At 63.8% G+C, this 22,135-nt stretch carries 15 protein-coding genes; 13 read left to right on the top strand and 2 right to left on the bottom strand.

Annotation, left to right across the window (positions count from 1 at the left end; all coding sequences use genetic code 11):
* Positions 1–36: 36 nt before the first annotated feature.
* The 4 genes from O7A05_RS11245 to O7A05_RS11230 all read left to right on the top strand — a co-directional run bounded on the left by O7A05_RS11245 (position 37) and on the right by O7A05_RS11230 (position 6,053).
* A complete protein-coding gene (locus tag O7A05_RS11245) occupies positions 37–1,065 on the top strand; it encodes an extracellular solute-binding protein (RefSeq protein ID WP_337093141.1) in 1,029 nt (342 codons plus the stop codon).
* A gap of 119 nt (positions 1,066–1,184) precedes the next feature.
* Positions 1,185–2,381 carry a serine hydrolase domain-containing protein gene (locus tag O7A05_RS11240; RefSeq protein WP_337093140.1) on the top strand — a complete coding sequence of 399 codons (1,197 nt, stop codon included), beginning with the start codon at positions 1,185–1,187 and terminating at the stop codon, positions 2,379–2,381.
* Positions 2,382–2,409: 28 nt separating this feature from the next.
* A complete protein-coding gene (locus O7A05_RS11235) occupies positions 2,410–3,588 on the top strand; it encodes a serine hydrolase domain-containing protein (RefSeq protein WP_337093139.1) in 1,179 nt (392 codons plus the stop codon).
* Between the two features lie 122 nt (positions 3,589–3,710).
* Complete coding sequence (locus O7A05_RS11230; RefSeq protein WP_337093138.1) at positions 3,711–6,053, top strand: Tex family protein; 2,343 nt, start codon at positions 3,711–3,713, stop codon at positions 6,051–6,053.
* On the opposite strand, the gene O7A05_RS11225 is transcribed toward O7A05_RS11230, so the two are convergent.
* Positions 6,054–6,965: a LysR family transcriptional regulator gene (locus tag O7A05_RS11225; RefSeq protein WP_337093137.1), complete on the bottom strand. Its 912-nt coding sequence runs from the start codon at positions 6,963–6,965 to the stop codon at positions 6,054–6,056.
* Between the two features lie 106 nt (positions 6,966–7,071).
* Between O7A05_RS11225 and O7A05_RS11220 the strand changes: the two genes are divergently transcribed.
* Positions 7,072–8,268, top strand: a complete 1,197-nt coding sequence (locus tag O7A05_RS11220; RefSeq protein WP_337093136.1) for an acyl-CoA dehydrogenase — start codon at positions 7,072–7,074, stop codon at positions 8,266–8,268.
* 607 nt (positions 8,269–8,875) lie between these two features.
* Here O7A05_RS11220 and O7A05_RS11215 read toward each other — a convergent pair.
* Positions 8,876–10,150, bottom strand: a complete 1,275-nt coding sequence (locus tag O7A05_RS11215) for a flavin-containing monooxygenase (RefSeq protein WP_337093135.1) — start codon at positions 10,148–10,150, stop codon at positions 8,876–8,878.
* Positions 10,151–10,356: 206 nt separating this feature from the next.
* Between O7A05_RS11215 and O7A05_RS11210 the strand changes: the two genes are divergently transcribed.
* From O7A05_RS11210 to O7A05_RS11175, 8 genes are all read left to right on the top strand, one after another.
* Positions 10,357–11,124 (top strand): winged helix-turn-helix transcriptional regulator, encoded by a 768-nt coding sequence (locus O7A05_RS11210; protein ID WP_337093134.1) that lies wholly within the window; start codon positions 10,357–10,359, stop codon positions 11,122–11,124.
* A gap of 463 nt (positions 11,125–11,587) precedes the next feature.
* Positions 11,588–14,941: a transglutaminase family protein gene (locus O7A05_RS11205; protein ID WP_337093133.1), complete on the top strand. Its 3,354-nt coding sequence runs from the start codon at positions 11,588–11,590 to the stop codon at positions 14,939–14,941.
* Between the two features lie 6 nt (positions 14,942–14,947).
* The gene (locus O7A05_RS11200) at positions 14,948–17,359 is read left to right on the top strand and encodes a circularly permuted type 2 ATP-grasp protein (RefSeq protein WP_337093132.1); all 2,412 of its coding nucleotides are present in this window, start codon (positions 14,948–14,950) and stop codon (positions 17,357–17,359) included.
* Positions 17,360–18,244: a transglutaminase family protein gene (locus O7A05_RS11195; RefSeq protein WP_337093131.1), complete on the top strand. Its 885-nt coding sequence runs from the start codon at positions 17,360–17,362 to the stop codon at positions 18,242–18,244.
* Positions 18,245–18,349: 105 nt separating this feature from the next.
* Positions 18,350–19,285, top strand: coding sequence for a glycosyltransferase family 2 protein (locus O7A05_RS11190; RefSeq protein ID WP_337093130.1), 936 nt, complete (start codon positions 18,350–18,352; stop codon positions 19,283–19,285).
* Positions 19,285–20,157: a glycosyltransferase family 2 protein gene (locus O7A05_RS11185; protein WP_337093129.1), complete on the top strand. Its 873-nt coding sequence runs from the start codon at positions 19,285–19,287 to the stop codon at positions 20,155–20,157. Before O7A05_RS11190 ends, O7A05_RS11185 begins: the two co-directional genes overlap by 1 nt.
* Positions 20,154–20,897 (top strand): glycosyltransferase family protein, encoded by a 744-nt coding sequence (locus O7A05_RS11180; RefSeq protein WP_337093128.1) that lies wholly within the window; start codon positions 20,154–20,156, stop codon positions 20,895–20,897. Before O7A05_RS11185 ends, O7A05_RS11180 begins: the two co-directional genes overlap by 4 nt.
* 63 nt (positions 20,898–20,960) lie before the next feature.
* Positions 20,961–22,052 carry a DNA topoisomerase IB gene (locus tag O7A05_RS11175; RefSeq protein WP_337093126.1) on the top strand — a complete coding sequence of 364 codons (1,092 nt, stop codon included), beginning with the start codon at positions 20,961–20,963 and terminating at the stop codon, positions 22,050–22,052.
* Positions 22,053–22,135 lie beyond the last annotated feature (83 nt).

Here is a 22,135-nt window from a genome sequence, read left to right as displayed (position 1 = left end):
TCCAACACAACAATGGGAAGGCAAGGAGAACATAAAATGTCTGGAAAGATGATGGCGGCCGTGTCCGCGGCTGTTCTGCTATGGGCAGTGCCGGCGCTCGCCGACGGCGAACTGCACATCTACAATTGGGGCGACTACACCAACCCCAAGCTGATCGAAAAATTCGAGAAGCAGTACAACGTCAAGGTGACGCTGGACGACTACGATTCCAACGAAACCATGCTGTCCAAGGTGCGCGCCGGCAATTCCGGCTACGACATCGTCGTGCCGTCCGACTACACTGTGAAGATCATGATCGAAGAGGGCCTGCTCGAAAAAACCGAGCCCAACGCGATGCCGAACGGCAAGAACATCGATCCGCGCTTCCTCAACATTTATTGGGACGACGGCCGCCATTATACCGTGCCGTGGCAATTCGGCACGACCGCGTTCTCCGTCAATACGGACAAGTTCAAGGGCGACATCAACACGCTGGCCATCCTGTTCAATCCCCCCGATGAACTGAAGGGCCAGATCAACATGCTGGACGACGTCAACACCGTCATGCATGCGGCCGAGCGCTATGCCGGCGTGCCGCGGTGCGGCGCCGACAAGGCCAATTTGAAGAAAATCAACGACATTCTAACGGCCGCCAAGCCGTCGTGGAAAACCTTCAGTTACGACACCATCACCAAGATCACCTCCGGCGACGTCATCGTCTCGGAGCAGTGGAACGGCGCCAGCTACCGTTCGCGGCAGAAGATTCCGGCGATCAAATATGCCTATCCGAAGGAAGGCATCGAAGGTTGGATGGACAATGTCGCGGTGCTGAAGGGCGCCAAGAACCTCGAAAACGCGAAGCTGTTCCAGGACTTCGTCATGGCGCCTGAGAACGCGGCGCTGATCTCCGAGTTTGCCGGTTACGACAACGGCATCGCCGGCAGCCACAAATTCCTACCTGCGGAATTCGCCAACTCGCCGGAAATCAGCCCTCCGGCCGGCTCGCCGACGCCGGAATTCGTGCCGCCATGCCCGCCGGACGTGGTGGAGATCTACAACAAGATCTGGACGAACCTGCGCAAATAAAACAGCGCGACGCAAGAAAGGGGAGGCTCCGGCCTCCCCTTTCTTGTGACTGTTTCCATGCACGTCGTTCTACGAAAGCCGCTCACGCACTTGGGCGACGTGAACCGGGGAGGAAGATCTTGTCGTCCTATCGCAACTCCGATCCGCGGCCGCCGATCATGCAGGGCTCGCCGCCGAAGCTGGTGCCGCCGAAGCTCGATTGGGATCGGCCGCCCTGGAACCGCTGGGCCTTCCAGCACATCCGCGAATTCCTGCCGACCATCGAGGTGTGGCGCGGCAGCGGCCATCGCCATCGCCTTGAGAGGGCGGAGGTGGATCTCGACGATCTGCCGGTGGCCGACAGCAACGGCACGCCGACGACGCTTGCCGGCTTGCTCGATGAAACCTATGCCGACGGCTTCCTTGTGCTGAAGGACGGCAGGATCGTCTATGAGCGCTATTTCAACGGCATGGACGAGCGCACGCTGCATCTGTCGCAGTCGATGGCGAAGTCGGTCACCGGATCGGTGTGCGGCATCCTGGTTGGCCGCGGCCTGATCGATCCGGGCAGGCTGGTCACCGACTATCTGCCGGAGCTCGGCGAGACCGGCTGGGCCGGCGCCACTGTGCAGCACGTGCTCGACATGACGACGGGCGTGCGCTTTTCCGAGGAATACACCGACCGCTATTCCGATATCGGCCAGGTCGATGTCGCGACCGGCTGGAAGCCGATCCCGCCGGGCAGCGATCCGGACTTCGCGTGGCCGTCCCACCTGTTTGAGTTGATCCTGCGGCTGAAGGACAGAGCGCGCCCGCATGGCGAGGCGTTCGAATACCGCTCGATCGAGACCGACGTGCTCGCCTTCATCATGGAGCGGGTGAGCGGCAAGCGTCTGGCGCAGCTCGTCTCGGAAGAACTCTGGCAGAAGCTCGGCGCCGACGAGAGCGCCTGCTTCACCGTCGACAGCGCCGGCTATGCGCTTGCCGATGGCGGCTTCAACGCGACGCTGCGCGACTATGGCCGCTTCGGGCAACTGATCCTCGACAATGGCGGCGGCGTGATCCCGGCCGACTGGATCGAGGCGGCGCGCAGCGGCAAGCACGGGCCGAATTTCAGCCCGAGCCTTCCCGACGGCAGCTACCGCAACCAGTTCTGGATCGAGGATTCGCGCTCACGCTCGCTGATGTGCCGCGGCGTGTTCGGCCAATTGATCCATATGAGCTGGGAACACAGGATGGTCGTGGTGAAGCTTTCGACCTATCCGGATTTCGTCAACTCCGCCTATTCGGTGGCGACGCAGAAGGCGGTGCATGCCATCGCCGCCGCGCTGGCCTGAAATCGCAAATAAGATCCGGGAGGGTGTCGTGACCGGCAAGACCGCGTTCGAAACCAAATACGGCTTTGCCCGCAAGGATGTGCGGCTTGAAACCTGGCGGCTTTCGCCGTTCAACCGATGGTCCTTCCAGAATGTCGGCGAACTGGTGCCGAGCGCGCATGTCGCGGCGGCGCCCGGCGGCGAGAGCCAAGCGAAGTCGCTCGGCGCATTGCTTGAGGAAAAGATATCGCTCGCCGGCGGCAGTGAGACCGTCGAGAGCTTCTTGAAGCGTTCCGACACGGACGGGCTGACGATCCTGAAAGCCGGCAAGCTTGTCGGCGACTGGTCGGCGCCGCATATGCTGTTCGGAGCTCGCCACATCATCTTTTCGATCAGCAAGTCGGTGACGGCGATCCTCGCCGGCATATTGGAAGGCGAGGGGTTGTTCGATCCCAACGCGCCGGTAACGCAATACATCCCTGAAGCCAAAGGCTCGGCCTATGGCGATGCGAGCGTGCGAAACGTGCTCGATATGACGGTCAGCCTCGATTTCGAGGAAGCCTATCTCGATCCGGAAAGCGCCTTCGCCCGCTACCGCCGCTCGACGCTGTGGAATCCCGGCGGCGGATCGGAGAGCCTCGCGGCATTCCTGATGACCATCCCGCGCCTTGCCGAGCCGCATGGCCAGACCTATCGCTATCGCTCGCCCAATTCGGATGTGCTCGGCATCCTGCTTGAGCGCGCCTCAGGCAGGCGCGTCAGCGCGTTGCTCGGCGAGAAGCTTTGGCTGCCGCTCGGTGCCGCAAGCGAAATGTCGGTGACGATCGACATGGAAGGCACAGCGCGCACCGCCGGCGGCATGTCAATAACGCCGCGCGACCTTGCCCGCATCGGCGAGATGATGCGGCAAGGCGGCACCGCCAATGGCCGCCGCATCGTGCCGGAAGCCTGGGTGCGCGACACGGTCGCCACCGGCGGCAGCCATGAAGCCTGGCAGCGCGGCACGATGGTGTTTTTGTTCCCGAAGGGACGCTATCGCAACAAATGGTATCAGACCGGCCACGACAGCGGCGCCTTCTGCGGCATCGGCATTCACGGCCAGTGGCTCTACGTCAATCCGAAGACCGAGGTGGTCATCGCCAAGATGTCGTCGCAGCCGGAGCCCGTGGACGATAAGCTGGATGGAGAGCTCGTGGCGTTCTTCGAGGCGCTGAGCGGCATGGTTTGAGCTGACCAAAGGCTGGTTCCAACGGCTGTTTTCTGTGGACCTTCGGCACGTGATGAAACCGTTGCGGTTGGCGCAGCGGTTCTCCCGGCCTATGGTCGCCGCTCTTTTCGACAGGGACGAGCATGGCATCGGACATCAAGCGCATCGCAGCAATAATCGCGGCCGAGATCGGCGCGCGGCCGGAACAGGCCGCGGCGGCAATCGGGCTGCTCGACGAAGGCGCGACAGTTCCCTTCGTGGCACGTTACCGCAAGGAGGTCACCGGCGGGCTTGACGACACGCAATTGCGCGACCTTTCCGAGCGGCTCGGCTATCTGCGCGAGCTCGACGCACGGCGCGAGACGATCGTCAGCTCGATCCGCGAGCAGGGCAAACTGACCGAGGATCTGGAAGCCAAGATCGCCGCGGCCACCACAAAGGCGGAGCTCGAGGACGTCTATCTGCCTTACAAGCCGAAGCGGCGCACCAAGGCCGAGATCGCCAAGGAGCGCGGGCTTGGGCCGCTCGCCGAGGCGATCCTGGCGGACCGCTCGGCGGTGCCGGCCGAGCTCGCCCTCGCTTATGTCACCGACGAAGTGGCCGATGCCAAGGCCGCGCTCGAAGGCGCGCGCGACATCCTGTCGGAGCAGTTCGCCGAAAATGCGGATCTGGTCGGCAAGCTGCGCGCCTATATGAAGGAACGCGCCTTCCTGCGCGCTCGCGTCGTTGACGGCAAGCAGGAGGCCGGCGCGAAATTCTCCGACTATTTCGACCATGTCGAGCGCTGGGCGGGTGTGCCCAGCCACCGTGCCTTGGCCATGCTGCGCGGCCGCAATGAAGAGGTGCTGTCGCTCGACATCGAGGTCGATGCGGACGATCAATCGCCGGTGAAACCGGTCGATCAATCGCCGGTGAAGCCGGTCGAGCGCATGATCGCCAATGCCTATGCGATTGGCGGCAGCCTTCCCGGCGATAAGTGGCTGATGGAGGTAGCCGGCTGGACCTGGCGGATAAAACTGTCGCTGCATCTAACGCTTGATCTGATGCGCGACTTGCGCGAGCGCGCCGAGGAAGAGGCGATCCATGTCTTTGCCCGCAACCTGAAGGATCTTTTGCTCGCGGCGCCGGCCGGCTCGCGGCCGACCATGGGCCTCGACCCGGGCATACGCACCGGCGTCAAGGTTGCGGTGGTCGACGGCACCGGTAAGCTGGTGGCGACGACGACCGTCTACCCGTTCCCGCCGAAGAACGATGTGCGCGGCACGCAGGCCGAACTCGCCGCGCTCATCCGCCAGCACAAGGTGGAGCTGATCTCGATCGGCAACGGTACCGGCAGTCGCGAGACCGAGAAGCTGGTTGCCGACATGCTGTCGGACCTGCCGGCAGGTGCCGGGCCGAAGCCGCTCAAGGTGATCGTCAGCGAGGCCGGCGCATCCGTGTATTCCGCCTCTGCGACGGCAGCGGCGGAATTCCCGGGCCTGGATGTGTCGCTGCGCGGCGCGGTGTCGATCGCCAGACGCCTGCAGGATCCGTTGGCCGAGCTGGTCAAGATCGAGCCGAAGTCGATCGGCGTCGGCCAGTACCAGCACGATGTCGACCAGTACCGGCTCGGCCGCTCGCTGGAAGCTGTGGTCGAGGATGCGGTGAACGCCGTCGGCGTCGACCTCAACACGGCGTCGGCGCCGCTTTTGGCGCGCGTGTCGGGACTTGGGCCGTCGCTGGCCGAGGCGATCGTTGCGCATCGCGACGCGGCCGGGCCGTTTGCCAGCCGCAAGGACCTGCTCAAGGTGGCGCGGCTCGGGCCGCGCGCGTTCGAGCAAAGCGCCGGCTTTCTGCGCATCCCGAACGGGACAGAGCCGCTCGATGCGTCATCGGTGCATCCGGAAGCCTATGGCGTGGCAAAGAAAATCGTCGCCGCTTGCGGCCGCGACGTGCGCGCTCTGATGGGCGATAGCGCCGCGCTGAAGGCGCTTGACCCGCGCGTCTTCGTCGACGAGCGGTTCGGCCTGCCGACGGTGCGCGACATCATCGCCGAGCTGGAAAAACCCGGACGCGACCCGCGCCCCGGTTTCAAGACGGCGACCTTTGCCGAGGGCGTCGACGACATCAAGGATTTGAAGCCGGGCATGCTACTCGAAGGCACCGTCACCAATGTCGCGGCCTTCGGCGCCTTCGTCGATATCGGCGTCCACCAGGACGGGCTGGTGCATGTCTCGCAACTGGCCGACCGCTTCATCAAGGACGCGCATGAGGTGGTGAAGGCCGGCGATGTCGTGAAGGTGCGGGTCGTCGATGTCGACATCAAACGCAAGCGCATCGGGCTGTCGATGCGCAAGGATGGCAGCGAGGGCGCGCCTCGCGGTGGCCAGCGGGACCACGGCGGCGGCAAGCCTTCCCCGCGCTCGCCGGCGCCGCAGCGCCAGCCGGAGCGGCCTTCGCAGGGCGCGTTTGGCGCGGCGCTCGCCGAGGCGATGAAGCGCAAGTAGCTACCAGGCCAGGACAGCCGGCTCCTTGCCGATCTGACCCAGCAGCCAGTCGCGAAAACTGGCGACCGGCAGGTGGCCGCGCTTGTCGTGCGGCACGACGAGGTAATAGGCACTGCGGCTCTGCATCGGCTGGCCGGGTGCCGGCACTAGCTGGCCGCGTTGCAATTCGCCAGCGATCAGGATTTCCGGCAGCAGCGCCACGCCGAGCCCCGCCATACAGGCCTGGGCGACCGTGCCGAACTGCTCGAATTGCATGCCGGGACCGGTCGGCGCCTCCAGCCCCTGATGCTCGAACCATTCGCTCCAGGCGCCGGGCCGGGTCGCCATATGCAGCAGCGGAAGACGGCTGATATCGGCCGGCACGGCGATGGCGCGGCTGGCCAAGAATTCGGGCGAAGCCACCGGCATCACGGTCTCGCGCATCAAGAGCGTGCAATCGGCGTCCGGCCAGTCGGGCATGCCGTGATGGATGGCGGCATCCAGCCGCTCGCGGGCGAAGTCGAAGCGTCCGATGCGGGTGGCGAAGTTGATGGTGATGTCGGGGTGGCTGGCGACGAAATCCGGGATCAGCGGCATCAGCCAGCGCGTGCCGAAGGTCGGCAGGATGGCCAAGTTGAGAATGCCGCTATGCCGGTTGCTCATCAATCCAAGCGCGGCGTCGCGCAATTGGCCAAGCGCCGAGCGCACCGCTTCGGCATAGATCTCGCCGGCCGGCGACAGCCGGACATTGCGGCTGTCGCGTTCGAACAGCCGGCGACCGAACTGCTCCTCCAACAGGTTGATCTGCCGGCTGACCGCGCCTTGCGTCAGATCGAGTTCACGCGCGGCGGCGGTGAAGGAGCCGAGGCGCGCTACGGCTTCAAAGGCAGCAAGGGCGGCGGTGTTCGGCAAAAGACGGCGTTGCACGTTCATGATCCATTACTAACGCTCATTGATCGGTGATGCAATTTCGTTTGATTTTTCCTCGGCGGAAGCCGACAAGCCGGGCACCTCAAAAGATTTGCCGGGAGAGCGGGCCATGGCCGCCGAGAAGAACGCCTTCGTGTGGAACGATCCTTTCCTGATCGAGGACCAGCTTTCCGAGGATGAGCGCATGGTGCGCGACGGCGCTGCCGCCTTCGCCGCCGACAAGCTGGCGCCGCGTATCGAGGAAGCCTATGCCGAAGAGAAGACCGATCCGTCGATCTTCCGCGAGATGGGCGAGGCGGGCCTGCTCGGCATCACCATTCCGGAAGAATATGGCGGGCTTGGCGCCGGATATGTGACCTACGGGCTGGTCGCGCGGGAAGTTGAACGTATCGATAGCGGCTATCGCTCGATGATGAGCGTGCAGTCCTCGCTGGTCATGTATCCGATCCATGCCTATGGCTCGGAAGCGCAGCGCAAGAAATACCTGCCGAAGCTGGCATCGGGCGAATGGATCGGCTGTTTCGGACTCACCGAGCCGGATGCCGGCTCCGATCCGGGCGGCATGAAGACGCGCGCCGAGAAGACCGCGAACGGCTACAAGCTCTCCGGCTCCAAGATGTGGATCTCGAACGCGCCGATCGCGGATGTGTTCGTCGTCTGGGCGAAGCTGAAGGGCGATAGCGGCAAGGATGAGATCCGCGGCTTTGTGCTGGAAAAGGGCATGAAGGGACTGTCAGCGCCGAAGATCGGCGGCAAGTTGTCGTTGCGGGCGTCGATTACCGGCGAGGTGGTGCTGGAAGGCGTCGAGGTCGGCGAAGACGCGTTGCTGCCCAATGCCAAGGGCCTCGGCGGTCCGTTCGGCTGCCTCAACCGGGCTCGCTACGGCATCTCCTGGGGCGCGATGGGCGCGGCCGAGGATTGCTGGCACCGCGCGCGGCAGTACGGTCTGGACAGAAAACAGTTTGGCAAGCCGCTCGCCGGCACGCAACTATTCCAGAAGAAGCTCGCCGACATGCAGACCGAGATCGCGCTCGGACTGCAGGGCTCGTTGCGCGTCGGCCGGCTGATGGACGAAGGCAAGATGGCGCCGGAGATGATCTCGATCGTCAAGCGCAACAATTGCGGCAAAGCGCTCGACATCGCCCGTCAGGCCCGCGACATGCATGGCGGCAACGGCATCCAGATCGGCTATCACGTGATGCGCCACGCGCAGAATCTGGAGACGGTCAACACCTATGAAGGCACGCATGACGTGCATGCGCTGATCCTCGGAAGGGCGCAGACGGGCATCCAGGCATTCTTTTAAGGCAGTACTTTCGTCATACTCGGGCAGGTTTTGACCGAGACCGACACTTCCTTGCGATCGAATTTGAGGCTGAACAGTTCCCGTATCGCTTATGGTGCCAATTTGAAGAAGATCGAGGCCGCCGAACCGGCCTTCAACCGACATCGCGAGACGGCCGAGCAACAGCAACGTATGCTTCCTGCTGGAAGGTGAATCTGCCACCGTCGAGCATGGCCGGGGTTGAAAATGCCGCAGCCTTGGAAGCGACCGATGAGATAATCGCCTGGCGTTCCGGCTCGACTGTATCGCTCCCTCGCCGGGATATTGCGGGCGACAGCCAACATCGCGGCACTCAGGTCGAGCCCCGTGACATGCCCTGGCCCACCTTTTTAGCCGCCAGGCGGGCCACGACGCCGGTACCACAAGCGACATCCAGCACCTCCTCTCCGGCGTGAAGCTGGGCGCGATGGACGAGGTCGTCTGCCCACTTCGATGTAATCGCGGGCACCAAGTATCTTTCGTAAAGTTCCGCTGCGCTGCCATCGAGTTGCCAATGGTGGCGATCAACCATCGCGATAACAATTCCAACCTCATAGCGTCGATAAACGCCAATTTCTTCTAGATGTTCTTATTCATACGGACTGTTGGCGGGAATATGGACTGTTGGCGGGTCGGTCCGAGCTAATATTTGGCCGACAAATCGACGCGCCTCGTCTTCAATGGCCATAACGGTGCCCGACCGGCGTGTGGACGCAAAATCGAGCCCGGCAAAATAGATTCCGGGAATCGGGGCAACGCCGTCTTCGTGAACCGGCTGGCCTCGCTTGTCGAGAACACCGGGTACGTCGATCCAACTGAAATCGCCCTGGAAGCCGGTGCACCAGACAATCGCTGAAATGTTCCGCTCTACGAGATCGAGCGACAGAATGGGGCGCTGGGGTAGGAGCGGAGCGACTGCCTCCGCCTCCTCCTCAACGGGTGCGGGAGCATTGAGACCGCTGCGCTCGATAAACTCATCGATACGGTTTTTGAATTGCGCGGAAATCTCGTCGCCGAACCGAATATTCCCAACAAGGTCGTCGGCGAAGACAGGCTGGCCGTTCTCCACTCCGAGAAATCGTCCGAGCAGAACGACGCCTTGGGCGCTGAGAGATTGCAGACTTATCGTGTGCAGCGCGCCAATCAGGGGCCTGCCGGCAACACGACCGGAGGGATCGACGAAATCCTTGCGCGGCGCATCGACCAATCCGGTCTTCACCATCCATACGACAATGTCGCGCCCGCGATAGCATCGCGGCAGGCGGCCAATATGGCCCGTCGCAAGATAGGTCTCCCTGCCTGCCAGAATCAAATCTTCGGCGATTTGACTGCCAGACTGCGCACTGCCGATGACGAGGATAGCTCCGGCGGGAAGGTCGTCGGCATTACGGTAGTCAGAGGCATCGAGCTGTACTGGGCCATCCTTCAACGCGAAGGCGGAAACTGGTCGACGCGGACGGTTCAAGCTGCCACTGGCGACAACCACGTTTTTCGCCCGCCACGTCTGCTGCGGCGTCACAATGTGAAAGAGCCCGTCACTTGATTTCAGTTTTGTGACCGAGATGCCGTTACGAACCGGGAGTTGGTAGCGCCGCGCATAGTCTTCAAGGAGAGTCGCAAACTCTATATGCGTCATAAACCCTTCTGGGTTCGGCCCATCGTAACGATCGCCCGGCATCACGCTGTACATGTTGGGAAGATTGAAGTGGAACGAGTCCCAACGCTGGGTCCGCCAGGTTTCGCCGATTCGCCCGCGTTCAAGGACGCAATGCCGCATATCGGATTGGGCAAGCATATAGCTGACGCCGAGGCCGGCCCATCCGGCGCCCACAACCACGGCATCCAGAACGCCCATTTCGCTCATGGCCGCCCCCAGTGGCCATCGTTCATCTCGTCACCATCCTTCCGACAGCCTCTAGCACGCGCTGGGCGCGCGACACCGACCGCGGCCAGCCCGCGATGCGCGGCGGCCTGCCTCATGCTTGGACGAGCTTGCCCCTAGGCCTTGCACTCGAATACTCCACAAAGTGTAGTATTCTGCGTTGATACGCCGACAGAAGGAGCGGGTCATTGGGAAGTTACGGGCAGTTCTGTCCCATTTCCAAAGCCGCGGAGATATTCTGCGAGCGCTGGACCCCATTGATCCTGCGCGACCTCGGTAAGGGCGTTTCGCGCTTCTGTGAACTTCAACGCGGTGTTGCGCGAGCGTCTCCGACCCTCCTTTCCAAGCGCCTCAAACAACTGGAGGCGGAGGGACTTGTTGAGCGGCGCCGACCGGAATCAGGGCACGGTTGGACTTACCACCTCACGGCGCCGGGCCAAGATCTGATGCCGCTGGTGCACGCGCTCGGCGTCTGGGGTCAGCGGTGGTCTCGTCGAGAGCTAATGGATCATGAGCTCGATGCCGGCCTGCTTCTCTGGGCAATTGAAAGGGGGGCGCATCCGGATGCCTTCGGAGCACGGCGTTCGGTCGTGAAGCTTACGTTCCGCGAGCGACCGGCTCGCTGGCGGCACTACTGGTTTGTCGGCGAGAATGGCGCGACGCAGCTCTGCATCACTGATCCTGCGTTTGATGTCGATCTCTACCTAACCACGACCTTGCGCGACATGATCTACGTCTGGCGCGGTGATCTTGCACTTCACGCCGCGCTTAGCCAAAACAGGATCGAAGCGATCGGCAGCGCCCGAGCAAGATCGGCCCTGCCACGTTGGCTTGCCAAGTCCAAGTTTGCCGACGTGAAGTCCAAGCGAGTACAGAGGCGTGTCGCAAAGAGTCCCAGGGCGGCCTGTGGAGGACGAGCCGGATGTCTTGATCCAGATTCCGGTCGTGAACCGTGAAAACTCCCGATATCCATGAAGTAAGTGTCGGGATTGCCGGACTATCGTTTCCTTTGCGGGTTGAGAAGCTGACCCCCTGTCACCCTGAAGGCAATGCCGTCGCGTCCTGATGGACGCTTCACGTTCTCGAGCACTGCCTTCTTTTCCATCCATGCAGTGCCCCGCTTCGCAGCTTTTCCAATCCCCCCCGGCGTTAACGCCAGAGGTCGGTGACCGCGCGCCGGAGCACCTAAAGAACGCTTGGCATGCAGTTAATCTTGGGAAACTGCGCAAGTTCGGCAGGTTGGTCGACGTACTGATCATCCAGACGCAGGTACCGCGAACGTCACGGATAGCAGGGCGAGCCGACGCGTCGAGACTCTCGATAGCCGCTTAAATTAGGTGCAGCGCAACATCTCTGCTTGGAGAATGGCCAGCATCTATGTCAGGGTTCGGTGACCGAAACGCCGAACTCCGGGGTACCATGGCAATTCTGGCAGCCGTCCATCACCTGACCCATTACAAATATGACCGGCCGGTGGTGCTCGGTCCCCAGGTGATCAGGCTGCAACCGGCGCCGCACTCGCGCACCAAGGTGCTCAGCCATTCGCTGAAGGTCGAACCGGCAAACCACTTCGTCAATCTGCAACAGGATCCCTACGGCAACTTCCTCGCCCGCTTCGTCTTTCCGGAGCCGGTGACGGAACTCAAGATCGAGGTCGACCTCGTCGCCGACATGACGGTTTATAACCCGTTCGACTTCTTCGTCGAGGAAAGCGCCGAGACCTTCCCGTTCGACTATCCGGAGGAGATCAGGGAAGACCTCGCCATCTACCGCGCGCCGGAGCCGGCCGGGCCGCTGTTGACCGCATTTCTTCGGACGATCGACCGCAGCCCGACAAACACCGTCAATTTCCTCGTCGACCTCAATGCAAGGCTGCAGCGCGAGATCGCCTATATCGTGCGCATGGAGACGGGCGTTTATTCGCCCGAGGAGACATTGGCCGCCGGCAAGGGCTCGTGCCGGGATTCCAGCTGGCTCTTGGTGCAGATCCTGCGCAATCTCGGCATCGCCGCGCGCTTCGTCTCCGGCTACCTGATCCAGCTCAAGCCGGATCTCGTCTCGCTCGACGGACCGCCGGGAACCGCTGTCGACTTTACCGACCTGCATGCCTGGTGCGAGGTCTATATTCCCGGCGCCGGCTGGATCGGCTTCGATCCGACCTCCGGCCTGCTCACCGGCGAAAGCCACGTGCCGCTGGCGGCCACGCCGCATTTCCGCAACGCCGCTCCGATCTCCGGCATGGCGAGCTTTGCCAATGTCGATTTCAACTTCGACATGCGCGTCGACCGGATTGCCGAGCATCCGCGCATCACCAAGCCGTTCTCGGACGAAAGCTGGGAGGCGCTCGATCGACTGGGCGGAAAAGTCGACGCGGCGCTGAAAGACGGCGACGTGCGGCTCACCATGGGCGGCGAGCCGACTTTCGTGTCGATCGACGATTTCGAGTCCGCCGAATGGAACACGGCCGCCGTCGGTCCAACCAAGCGCGGCAAGGCGGATGAGTTGATCCGCCGCCTGCGCGAGCGCTTCGCGCCGGGCGGCTTCCTGCATTACGGCCAGGGCAAGTGGTATCCGGGCGAGAGCCTGCCGCGCTGGACCTTCTCGCTCTATTGGCGCACCGACGGCGAGCCGGTCTGGCGCGATCCGTCGCTGATCGCGCGGGAAAAGAGTGGCGCTGCCGTGGGACCGGAGCAGGCCGAGAGCCTGCTCAAGGCGATCGCCGGCGAGCTCGGCATCGACAAAGCGATGGTGGGCGAGGCCTATGAGGATCCGGGCGAGTGGCTGCTCAAGGAAGGCAAGCTGCCGGACAATGTCGATCCTTCCAATTCGAAGCTGGAAGACCCGGAAGAGCGGAGCCGCATGGCCCGCGTCTTCGAGCGCGGTCTGACCAAGCCGTCAGGCTATGTGCTGCCCGTGCAGCGCTGGAACAGCCAGGCCGCGGGACAGCGCTGGCGCTCAGAGAAATGGAAGACCAGGCGCGGGCGCCTGTTCCTGGTGCCCGGCGATTCTCCGGTCGGCTACCGTCTGCCGCTCGGTACGTTGCCCTATGTGCCGCCGGCGCAATTCCCCTACATCGTGCCGGTCGATCCGTCCGTGCCGCGCGGCGCGCTGCCGGCGCGCGACGTGATCCTGCCCGAAGCTCCGGCCGCCGGCGGCGCAGACGAAATGGCGCGTCAGCAGGCGGAGGCCTCCTTCACCGCCGCCACGGCCCAGCAGGACCGGGTCGAGCAGCGACTGACCGAGATCGGCGGCGCGGTGCGGACCGCGCTCACCGTCGAGCCGCGTGACGGCCGGCTCTGCGTGTTCATGCCGCCGGTCGAGGCGCTGGAAGATTATCTCGAACTGGTGGCGGCGGCGGAAAACGCAGCGAAGACCATCGGTCTGCCGGTGCATATCGAAGGTTATGCCCCGCCGCACGACCCGCGCCTCAACGTCATCCGCGTGGCGCCGGATCCAGGCGTCATCGAGGTCAACGTCCACCCGGCCGCCAACTGGCAGGAATGCGTCGCGACAACCACGGCCATTTACGAGGAAGCCAGGCAATCACGGCTCGGCACCGACAAGTTCATGATCGACGGCCGCCACACCGGCACCGGCGGCGGCAACCATGTCGTGGTCGGCGGCGCGACGCCGAACGACAGCCCGTTCCTGCGCCGGCCGGATCTTCTGAAGAGCCTGGTGCTGCAATGGCAGCGGCATCCGTCGCTGTCCTACCTGTTCTCAGGGTTGTTCATCGGTCCGACCAGCCAGGCGCCGCGCATCGACGAGGCGCGGCACGATTCGCTTTATGAACTTGAGATCGCGCTGGCACAGGTGCCGCATCCCGACAAGGGAGGGGCGCCCTTGCCGTGGCTGGTCGACCGGTTGTTCCGCAATCTCTTGACCGACGTCATCGGCAACACGCATCGTTCGGAAATCTGCATCGACAAATTGTTCTCGCCGGATGGGCCTACCGGGAGGCTCGGGCTGGTCGAGTTCCGCGGTTTCGAGATGCCGCCCAATGCGCGCATGTCGCTCGCGCAGCAATTGCTGGTGCGAGCGATCGTCGCCCGCGCCTGGAAGAACCCGCTCGACGGCCGCTTCGTGCGCTGGGGAACCTCGCTGCACGATCGCTTCATGCTGCCGCATTATGTCTGGGCGGACTTCCTCGACGTGCTGGAGGACTTGAAGCTCAACGGCTTCGACTTCCGCCCCGAATGGTTCGCAGCCCAGCTCGAATTCCGCTTTCCGTTCTGCGGCGAGGTGCAACATGCCGGCGTCAAGCTGGAATTGAGGCAGGCGCTGGAGCCCTGGCATGTGATGGGCGAGCAGGGCGCCATTGGCGGCACGGTCCGCTTCGTCGATTCCTCGGTCGAGAGGCTGCAGGTGAAGACAGAAGGCCTCAATCCGCAACGCCACGCCATCGTCTGCAACGGGCGCCTTGTGCCGATGAAAATCACCGACAATCGCGAGGTCGCGGTGGCCGGCGTTCGCTTCAAGGCCTGGCAGCCGGCGTCCGGCCTGCATCCGGCCCTGCCGGTCAACACGCCGCTGGTCTTCGACATCTACGACCGCTGGTCGGGCCGCTCGGTCGGCGGCTGCGTCTACCATGTCGCGCATCCGGGCGGCCGCAACTACGACACCTTCCCGGTCAACGGCAACGAGGCCGAGGCGCGACGGCTCGCCCGGTTCGAACCGCGCGGCCACACGCCGGGCGGCTATGTGCTGCGTGACGAAGAAGCCTCTGAAGAGTTTCCCATGACCCTTGACCTCAGGCGGCCGGCGAGATTCTGATCGACGATGGCCAAGGGGAATCAGAGACGGGCGGGCGGGAGGCCGCAGGCGCAGAGCCTGCTGGAACGCTACCGGCCGATCGAAGGCGTCGTCGACGAGATGGTCGACGCGTCCGGCAGCCCGCGCCCGGCCTGGCGCTTCTTCATCGACGCGCTCGACGATCTGGGGGCGGAGCGGCTTGGGCAGCGCTTTGCCCGCGCCGATCAGTATCTGCGCGACGCCGGCGTCTACTATCGTGTCTATGAGCAGGCCGGGGCCAATGAACGCGAATGGCCGCTCGCGCATGTCCCGCTGCTGATCGACGAAAAGGAATGGGCCGAGATCAGCGCCGGCCTCGTCCAGCGCGCCGACCTGTTCGAAGCGATCCTGTCCGACATTTACGGGCCGAACCGGTTGGTCGAGAAGGGCATTCTGCCAGCCGGTCTGATTGCAGCCAGTCCGGAATATCTGCGCCCGATAGCAGGCGTCCGGCCGGCCAACGGGCATTTCCTCCACATGGTCGCCTTCGAGCTCGGCCGTGGACCGGACGGTAGCTGGTGGGTGCTTGGCGATCGCACCCAGGCGCCATCGGGCGCGGGCTTTGCGTTGGAGAACCGCGTCGCCACAACGCGTGCGCTGTCGGACATCTATGGCGAGATGCATGTGCATCGGCTTGCCGGCTTTTTCCGCCGTTTCCGCGACACGCTGAACGCCATGGCCAATGAGTCGGGCGGTCGCGTCGCCATCCTGACGCCAGGGCCGCTCAACGAGACCTATTACGAGCACGCCTATATCGCCCGCTATCTCGGCATCATGCTGCTCGAGGGCGAGGACCTGACCGTCTCCGGCGGCAGGCTGATGGTGCGAACAGTTTCCGGCCTGATGCCGATCGGCGTGTTGTGGCGGCGGCTCGATGCTGCCTTCGCCGATCCGCTGGAGCTCAGGCCGGAGTCGCAAATCGGCACGCCGGGCCTCGTCGAGGCGATCCGGCGCGGCTCCGTTTCGGCGGTCAATGCGCTGGGCTCGGGGCTGATGGAGACGCGGGCGCTGCTGTCGTTCCTGCCCAGGATCGCGCGGGAGCTGCAGGGCGAGGATCTCAAGCTGCCGAGCATCGCCACCTGGTGGTGCGGGCAGGAGGCCGAGCGAGCGCATGTGCTTGCCAATATCGACCGCATGGTGGTCGGTCCGGCGCTGTCGACTCGGCTTGCCTTCGAGGACGATGGCGCGACCCGGCTGGGATTGTCCCTTTCGTCCGGCGAGCGGGCCGATCTTGTCGCGCGCATCGAGGCGGACGGCGCCGGTTTCGTCGGCCAGGAAGCGGTGACGCTGTCGACCACCCCTGTCTTTGTCGATGGCCGACTGGAGCCACGGCCCGCCAGCCTGCGCGTCTATCTGGCGCGAACGCCGGAAGGCTGGACCGTGATGCCCGGCGGCTTCGCCCGCGTCGGCTTTTCGCTCGACCCGACGGCGATTGCCATGCAGCGCGGCGGCCAGGCGGCGGATGTCTGGGTTGTCAGCGACACGCCGGTCGAGCGCGAGACGCTGCTGCCGCAGGAGCATGAGGGCTTCACCCGCACCATGCCGGGCAGCTTGCCCAGCCGCGCCGCGGAGAACCTGACCTGGCTCGGGCGCTATATCGAGCGCTCGGAAGACACGGTGCGCGTGCTGCGCGCCTATCACGTGCGGCTTGCCGAGACATCCGATCCGGATATGCCGCTGCTTACCGATATCAGGGACTATCTGGAGCCGTTCGGCATCGAGGTCGAAACGGCGATACCACCGGGGCTGATCGGCACTTTGGACAGCGCGGTCTACAGCGCCGGCCAGATCCGCGACCGTTTCTCGCCCGATGGCTGGCTAGCGCTGAAGGATTTGTCCAAGACCATCCATAAGTTCGCGCAGACCGTGGCGCCGGGCGACGACGCGACACGGGCAATGACGGTGATGCTGCGCAAGCTCGCCGGCTTTTCCGGCCTGCTGCACGAGAACATGTATCGCTTCACCGGGTGGCGTTTCCTGGAAATCGGCCGCAGGCTGGAACGCGGCATCCAGATCGCTCGCACGCTCGGCCGGCTGACCAGGAACGGGGCGCCGGAAGGCGCGCTCGACATGATGCTGGAGATCGGCGACAGCGTCATGACCCATCGCCGGCAATATCCGGTGCAGGCGGGGCGGCGCACGGTGATCGACCTGCTCGCGCTCGATCCGCTCAATCCGCGCTCCATCCTGTTCCAGCTCGAGCGGCTGAAGGCGGAGATCGGCATGCTGCCTTCGATCGGCGGCGAGGGACATATGTCGCCCGCCGCCAAGGAAATCCTGCAGCTGAACACGGCAATCGCCGTCATGGAGCCGTCCGACATGAGCGCCAAAGTGCTCGACGACCTCGCCGGCCAGATCGGCGATCTCTACAATAGTCTCGCCCGAGCTTATTTCGCTTAGATGCTCTACGACATCAAACTCAATCTGCATTACGACTATGCCGCTGCTGCGGGCGGCGGACGGCATCAAGTGCGCGTGATGCCACAGACGATTGCCGGGGTGCAGCGCGTGATCGCGGCCTCGCTGTCCTTCCAGCCGCCGCCGGCCGAACGTGCCGATTTTTCCGATTTCTTCGGCAACAACGTCACCTCGATCGCCTTTCGCGAGGCGCATGAGACGCTCGACATCCGCATGAGCGCGCGCGTTTCGGTCTCGCGGCCGGAGCCGGGCCTCGACGTCTCGCCGGACATCGGCGGGCTGAGGTCGGAACTGGATATGGTGCGGTCGTTATCGCCCTCCGCGCCGCATCATTTCCTCGCCGCCAGCGATCATGTCGGCATTGATCAGGCGATCACGACCTATGCGCGGGAAAGCCTGGCCTCCTCGGTGGTCGCCACGGCGACCGATCTCTGCAACCGCATCCATCGCGATTTCGCCTATGACGGCAAGGCCACGACGGTTCAGACGCGGGCCAGCGACGCCTTTGCGCTGAAGCGCGGGGTTTGCCAGGATTTCTCGCATATCATGATCGCGGGCTTACGGGGTCTTGGCATTCCGGCCGGCTATGTCAGCGGCTTCCTGCGCACGATTCCACCCAAGGGCAAGCCGCGGCTCGAAGGCGCCGATGCCATGCATGCCTGGGTTAAGGCCTGGTGCGGGCGCGATGCCGGCTGGCAGGAATTCGACCCGACCAACGGCATGCGGGCGAGCAATGACCATATCACGGTCGGCTACGGCCGCGACTATTCCGACGTGGCGCCGATCGTCGGCGTGCTGAAGACCACCGGCGGCCAGGTCGGCGAGCAGGCAGTCGACGTCATCCCGGTCGTCGCCGAAAAGGTGTAACGACAACCCGATTGCTTGTGGGCGCTTCTCAAATGCGCCTGCCGTCGATATCCTGCGCACGGGATTGACGGGGGCGCCTGCGTGGCTATGGCGCGCGGAGGCGGATTGGAAGCGGTAAGCATCATCATTCCGGCACATGATGCGGCTCGGACGATCGCCCGGACGCTCGCTTCGCTGGCATTGGAAAAAGAAATCATCGGCGAGGTGCTGCTGGTTGACGATTCGTCGTCCGACGCCACCGCCGCCGTCGCCTCGGAAACAGCATTGCGGTTTGCCTTGCCGCTGCGCGTCATCAAATCGAGCTGCCGCGACGCCGGCGGCTCCAGGAATCTGGCGCTGGAGCAGGCCTGCTTTCCCTGGATCTATCTGATCGATGCCGACGACCTGCATCTTGAAGGTGGCCTGCGCGCACTGCTGGCTAAGGCCGTAGCTGAACCAGGGGCGGACATGGTGGTCGGCGCCTACCGCCGGAGAGTCGATGGCGAGGAGCGGTCGACCAAGCTGCCGGGCGGCTACACGGCAAGCGGACCGGCCAATGCCTGCGCCTACCTCGAAGGCCGAATACGGTCGATCGCGGTCGGCAGCGCGCTGGTGTCGCGGCGGGCTGTCGGCGAAACAAGATTCGCGACCGGCCTTGCCTATGACGAGGACACGCTGTTTTGGGTGCGCCTGATGGCCAAGGCCTCGCTCGAGATCGTGACACAGCCCGTCTTCGTCTATTTCGTGTCGGCGGAGCGTTCCGACGATCGTTTCACGGTCAGGCCTGCCGGGCGCTTTCTCGAATGGCGCCTGGCGCTACGTCGGCTCCGGTCCTGCGGCATCCCGGAGCGATCGCTCAAGACCAGGGAAGGTCTCGTCGCTTTGAAGATCGCGCGCGTTCATTATGCGCGCGGCGATTTCGATATGGCGGCAAGATTCCTCGGCGTGGCCGAAGCAGCGCCAAGGGCGGGCGCGGATGTCTGGCGCTGCATGCGCTATCGGCTGAAGATCGCGCTGCGGCGCCGGTTCTCGGCGCCGGCCGCCCAACTGCAACGCGCCTGATGGCCGAGAGGCCGGATCTCGCGGTCGTGGTGATTGGTTTGCGGGCACCGGCCGCGCTGGCGGCCGCGGTCAGGTCCGTTCTCGACCAGAATATTCCGCTCGAGATCGTGGTGGTGAATTCAGGCGGCGGCAATGCCAAGGCGCTGCTTGCCGATTGCGGCATCGACGTAACAGCGATCGATGTCGAGGAACGATTGTTTGCCGGCGCTGCGCGAAATCGCGGCATCGCTGCAACGCAAGCTCCGTTCGTCGCCTTTCTAGCCGATGATTGCCTGGCCTGTCCGCAATGGGCCGAAATCCGGCTGCAGCGTCATCGGGAGGGCGCTGCGGCTGTGGCGAGCGCTGTCCTCAACAGTCACCCGCGCAATCTGGTCGCCTGCGCGGCGCATCTCGTCACCTATATGCGACGCCTGCCCGGTCTTTCGGCCAGGAACGCGCAGCGCTACGGCGTTTCGTTCGACCGGAAGCTTTTCGACCGATACGGGACGTTCGACGAGCGAATGACGTCTGGGGAAGACACCGAATTCATGGCCAGGTTGCCCGAGGCTTTGCGGCCGGTCTGGGAACCGAGGGTCCTGACCGTTCATCGCAACGAGACGAGCCTATTCGGCTTGCTTGCCGACCAGTATCGCCGTGGGCGCCGCTATGGCGCCTATCTCCGGTCTATCGAAACCGAAAAACCCGTGCGTCCGTTCCGGAAGGTGTTCCGCGACCGGCGCAATGTCAGCAAGCTGGTCAAGGAGGGGTTGTCCGGCAAGGACAGAATCTTCGCAAGGCTGTCGCTGCCGATCGTGTGGCTGGCATTGTTCGCCAAATCGCTGGGGGCATCGGTGGGCGCACGGTATGGCGACACGACCGGGGGCCGGCGATGATCACCATCGAAATTAAGCGGCCGCGCCGGCGGCGTGGCCGATGGCTTTGGTCGCGGCGCAAGATCGTCGCCGTTTTCAGCTATCGCTACGATCAGCATCTCGTGCCCGACCTCATCGCCAATCTCGAGCCTGTCGTCGATGGCTGGATCGCCTATGACGACCGCGCCTCGGAGGGTGTTTTCAGCAGCGAGCCGCAGAGGCGGCGCGCGCTTATCGCAGCGGCTCATGAGGCGGGCGCCGATTGGGTTCTGGCGATGGATCCCGACGAAAGGCTGGAAAATGCCGTCGCCGGCCGGATAGGTCAGTTGACCAGCGGGTCCACGCGCATCGCCTGGGGATTTCGCTGCCGGGAGATGTATACGCCGGCCAGCTATAGGGTCGACGGCCTGTGGGGCCAGAAGATGCAGCACAGGCTTTTTGGGGCCTATCCCCCTGATCGCTATCGATCCAAAGATCTGCATGGCGCCTGGTTTCCCGACGATATCGGCTTCAGGCTCAAGGACAGCGGTCTCAATCTCTATCATTTGAAGATGATCGAGCCAAAGCGGCGCGCGGCGCGTCGCGACCTCTACAACCGCCTCGATCCGGATCGCCGGCTGCAGCAGATCGGCTACGACTATCTGGCGGACGAGTCGGGAATGTTCCTCGAGGCCGTGCCGGCCGGGCGAGAGTACTTTCCCGCTCATGCCGACGACGGCGGGCTCTGGATGGCGGATCTATCCGCCAACCTGCGGGACTGAAACCTCTTTCGGAACCAGTCATCGGCGCGCGGCTTTATCTACGGGCCATTTCGCGGAGCCGGCATGTTGCAGCATTCACGATCGCCTTCGGACCGTTCGACGCGGGCCGAGGAAACACGAGGGAACGGCGCCAACAGCTCGGCCGAGAGCACGTCGCTCAACTATGTAAGCGATGCCGATCCCGGCATACGGAGATTGCGGAAAGGCACGGGATTTTCCTATCTGGCGGCCGATGGCGGAACCGTCGACGAAACGACGGTGGCCCGCATCAAGGCGATCGTCATACCGCCGGCCTGGACCGATGTATGGATATCACCCGATCCAGACGGCCATATCCAGGCGACAGGCCGGGATCAGCGCGGCCGCAAGCAGTACCGTTATCACCCACAATGGACCGAGGAACGCGACGGCGTCAAATATTCCAGCCTCGTTGCTTTCGCGGAAAGCCTGCCTGCCCTCAGGCGGCAGATCGATGCCGATCTGCGCCGGCACGGGCTGCCGATGGAGCGCGTCGTCGCCTCGGTGGTCTGGTTGCTCGACAACACCATGATCCGCATCGGCAACGCGGCCTATGCACGCGACAACAAGAGCTTCGGGCTGACCACGCTGCGCGACCGCCATGTCGAGATCACCGGATCCAGCCTGCGCTTCGCCTTCAAGGGCAAGTCGGGCAAGGAATGGAAGCTGAAGCTGGTCGATCGCCGCATAGCAAAGGTCGTGCGCGGTGCCCAGGATCTGCCCGGACAGAAGCTGTTCCAATATGTTGACGAGGACGGCGACCGGCGGCCGGTGCGCTCGGAGGACGTCAACCGCTATATTCGCGAGGCATCCGGCGCCGAATTCAGCTCAAAGCATTTCCGCACCTGGGGCGGCACGATCCATGCAGCGTCGCTGTTTGCCGGAACCGAGCTGCCGGAAAGCAAAACGCAGCAAAACCGGGTGATCAACAGCGTCGTCGACAAAGTCGCCGAGCGGTTGGGCAATACCCGGGCGGTCTGCCGCAAATGCTACATCCATCCGCTGGTGTTCGAGGCGTGGAGCAAAGGGCGCCTGCTTGACGAAATGGCGGAGGCCAACAAGCGCAGACGCCTCATATCCGGCCTGGACGAGGAAGAAACACTGGTGCTCAGATGGCTGCAGGCGCGCGGCGCCTGACAGGCAGGCGCAAAGATCGCCAAATCCGTGATCTCTCGATAAATTTTTTTATCGACCTCGTGTCGGGAAGGGTCCTAGTGTCG

This window comes from Mesorhizobium argentiipisi (SeqCode) (genome assembly GCF_037179585.1).
Classification (GTDB): Bacteria; Pseudomonadota; Alphaproteobacteria; order Rhizobiales; family Rhizobiaceae; genus Mesorhizobium; species Mesorhizobium argentiipisi.
Note: the sequence above shows the minus strand (reverse complement) of the source record. Positions and strands in the feature narration are given on the sequence as shown.

Excerpts from the sequence above, each read along its gene's own strand:
- O7A05_RS11230 (WP_337093138.1), top strand. The coding sequence starts at position 3,711 with ATGGCATCGGACATCAAGCGCATCGCAGCAATAATCGCGGCCGAGATC.
- O7A05_RS11185 (WP_337093129.1), top strand. The coding sequence starts at position 19,285 with ATGGCCGAGAGGCCGGATCTCGCGGTCGTGGTGATTGGTTTGCGGGCA.
- O7A05_RS11200 (WP_337093132.1), top strand. The coding sequence starts at position 14,948 with ATGGCCAAGGGGAATCAGAGACGGGCGGGCGGGAGGCCGCAGGCGCAG.
- O7A05_RS11245 (WP_337093141.1), top strand. The coding sequence starts at position 37 with ATGTCTGGAAAGATGATGGCGGCCGTGTCCGCGGCTGTTCTGCTATGG.
- O7A05_RS11175 (WP_337093126.1), top strand. The coding sequence starts at position 20,961 with ATGTTGCAGCATTCACGATCGCCTTCGGACCGTTCGACGCGGGCCGAG.
- O7A05_RS11180 (WP_337093128.1), top strand. The coding sequence starts at position 20,154 with ATGATCACCATCGAAATTAAGCGGCCGCGCCGGCGGCGTGGCCGATGG.
- O7A05_RS11195 (WP_337093131.1), top strand. The coding sequence starts at position 17,360 with ATGCTCTACGACATCAAACTCAATCTGCATTACGACTATGCCGCTGCT.
- O7A05_RS11215 (WP_337093135.1), bottom strand. The coding sequence starts at position 10,150 with ATGAGCGAAATGGGCGTTCTGGATGCCGTGGTTGTGGGCGCCGGATGG.
- O7A05_RS11205 (WP_337093133.1), top strand. The coding sequence starts at position 11,588 with ATGGCAATTCTGGCAGCCGTCCATCACCTGACCCATTACAAATATGAC.
- O7A05_RS11220 (WP_337093136.1), top strand. The coding sequence starts at position 7,072 with ATGGCCGCCGAGAAGAACGCCTTCGTGTGGAACGATCCTTTCCTGATC.
- O7A05_RS11225 (WP_337093137.1), bottom strand. The coding sequence starts at position 6,965 with ATGAACGTGCAACGCCGTCTTTTGCCGAACACCGCCGCCCTTGCTGCC.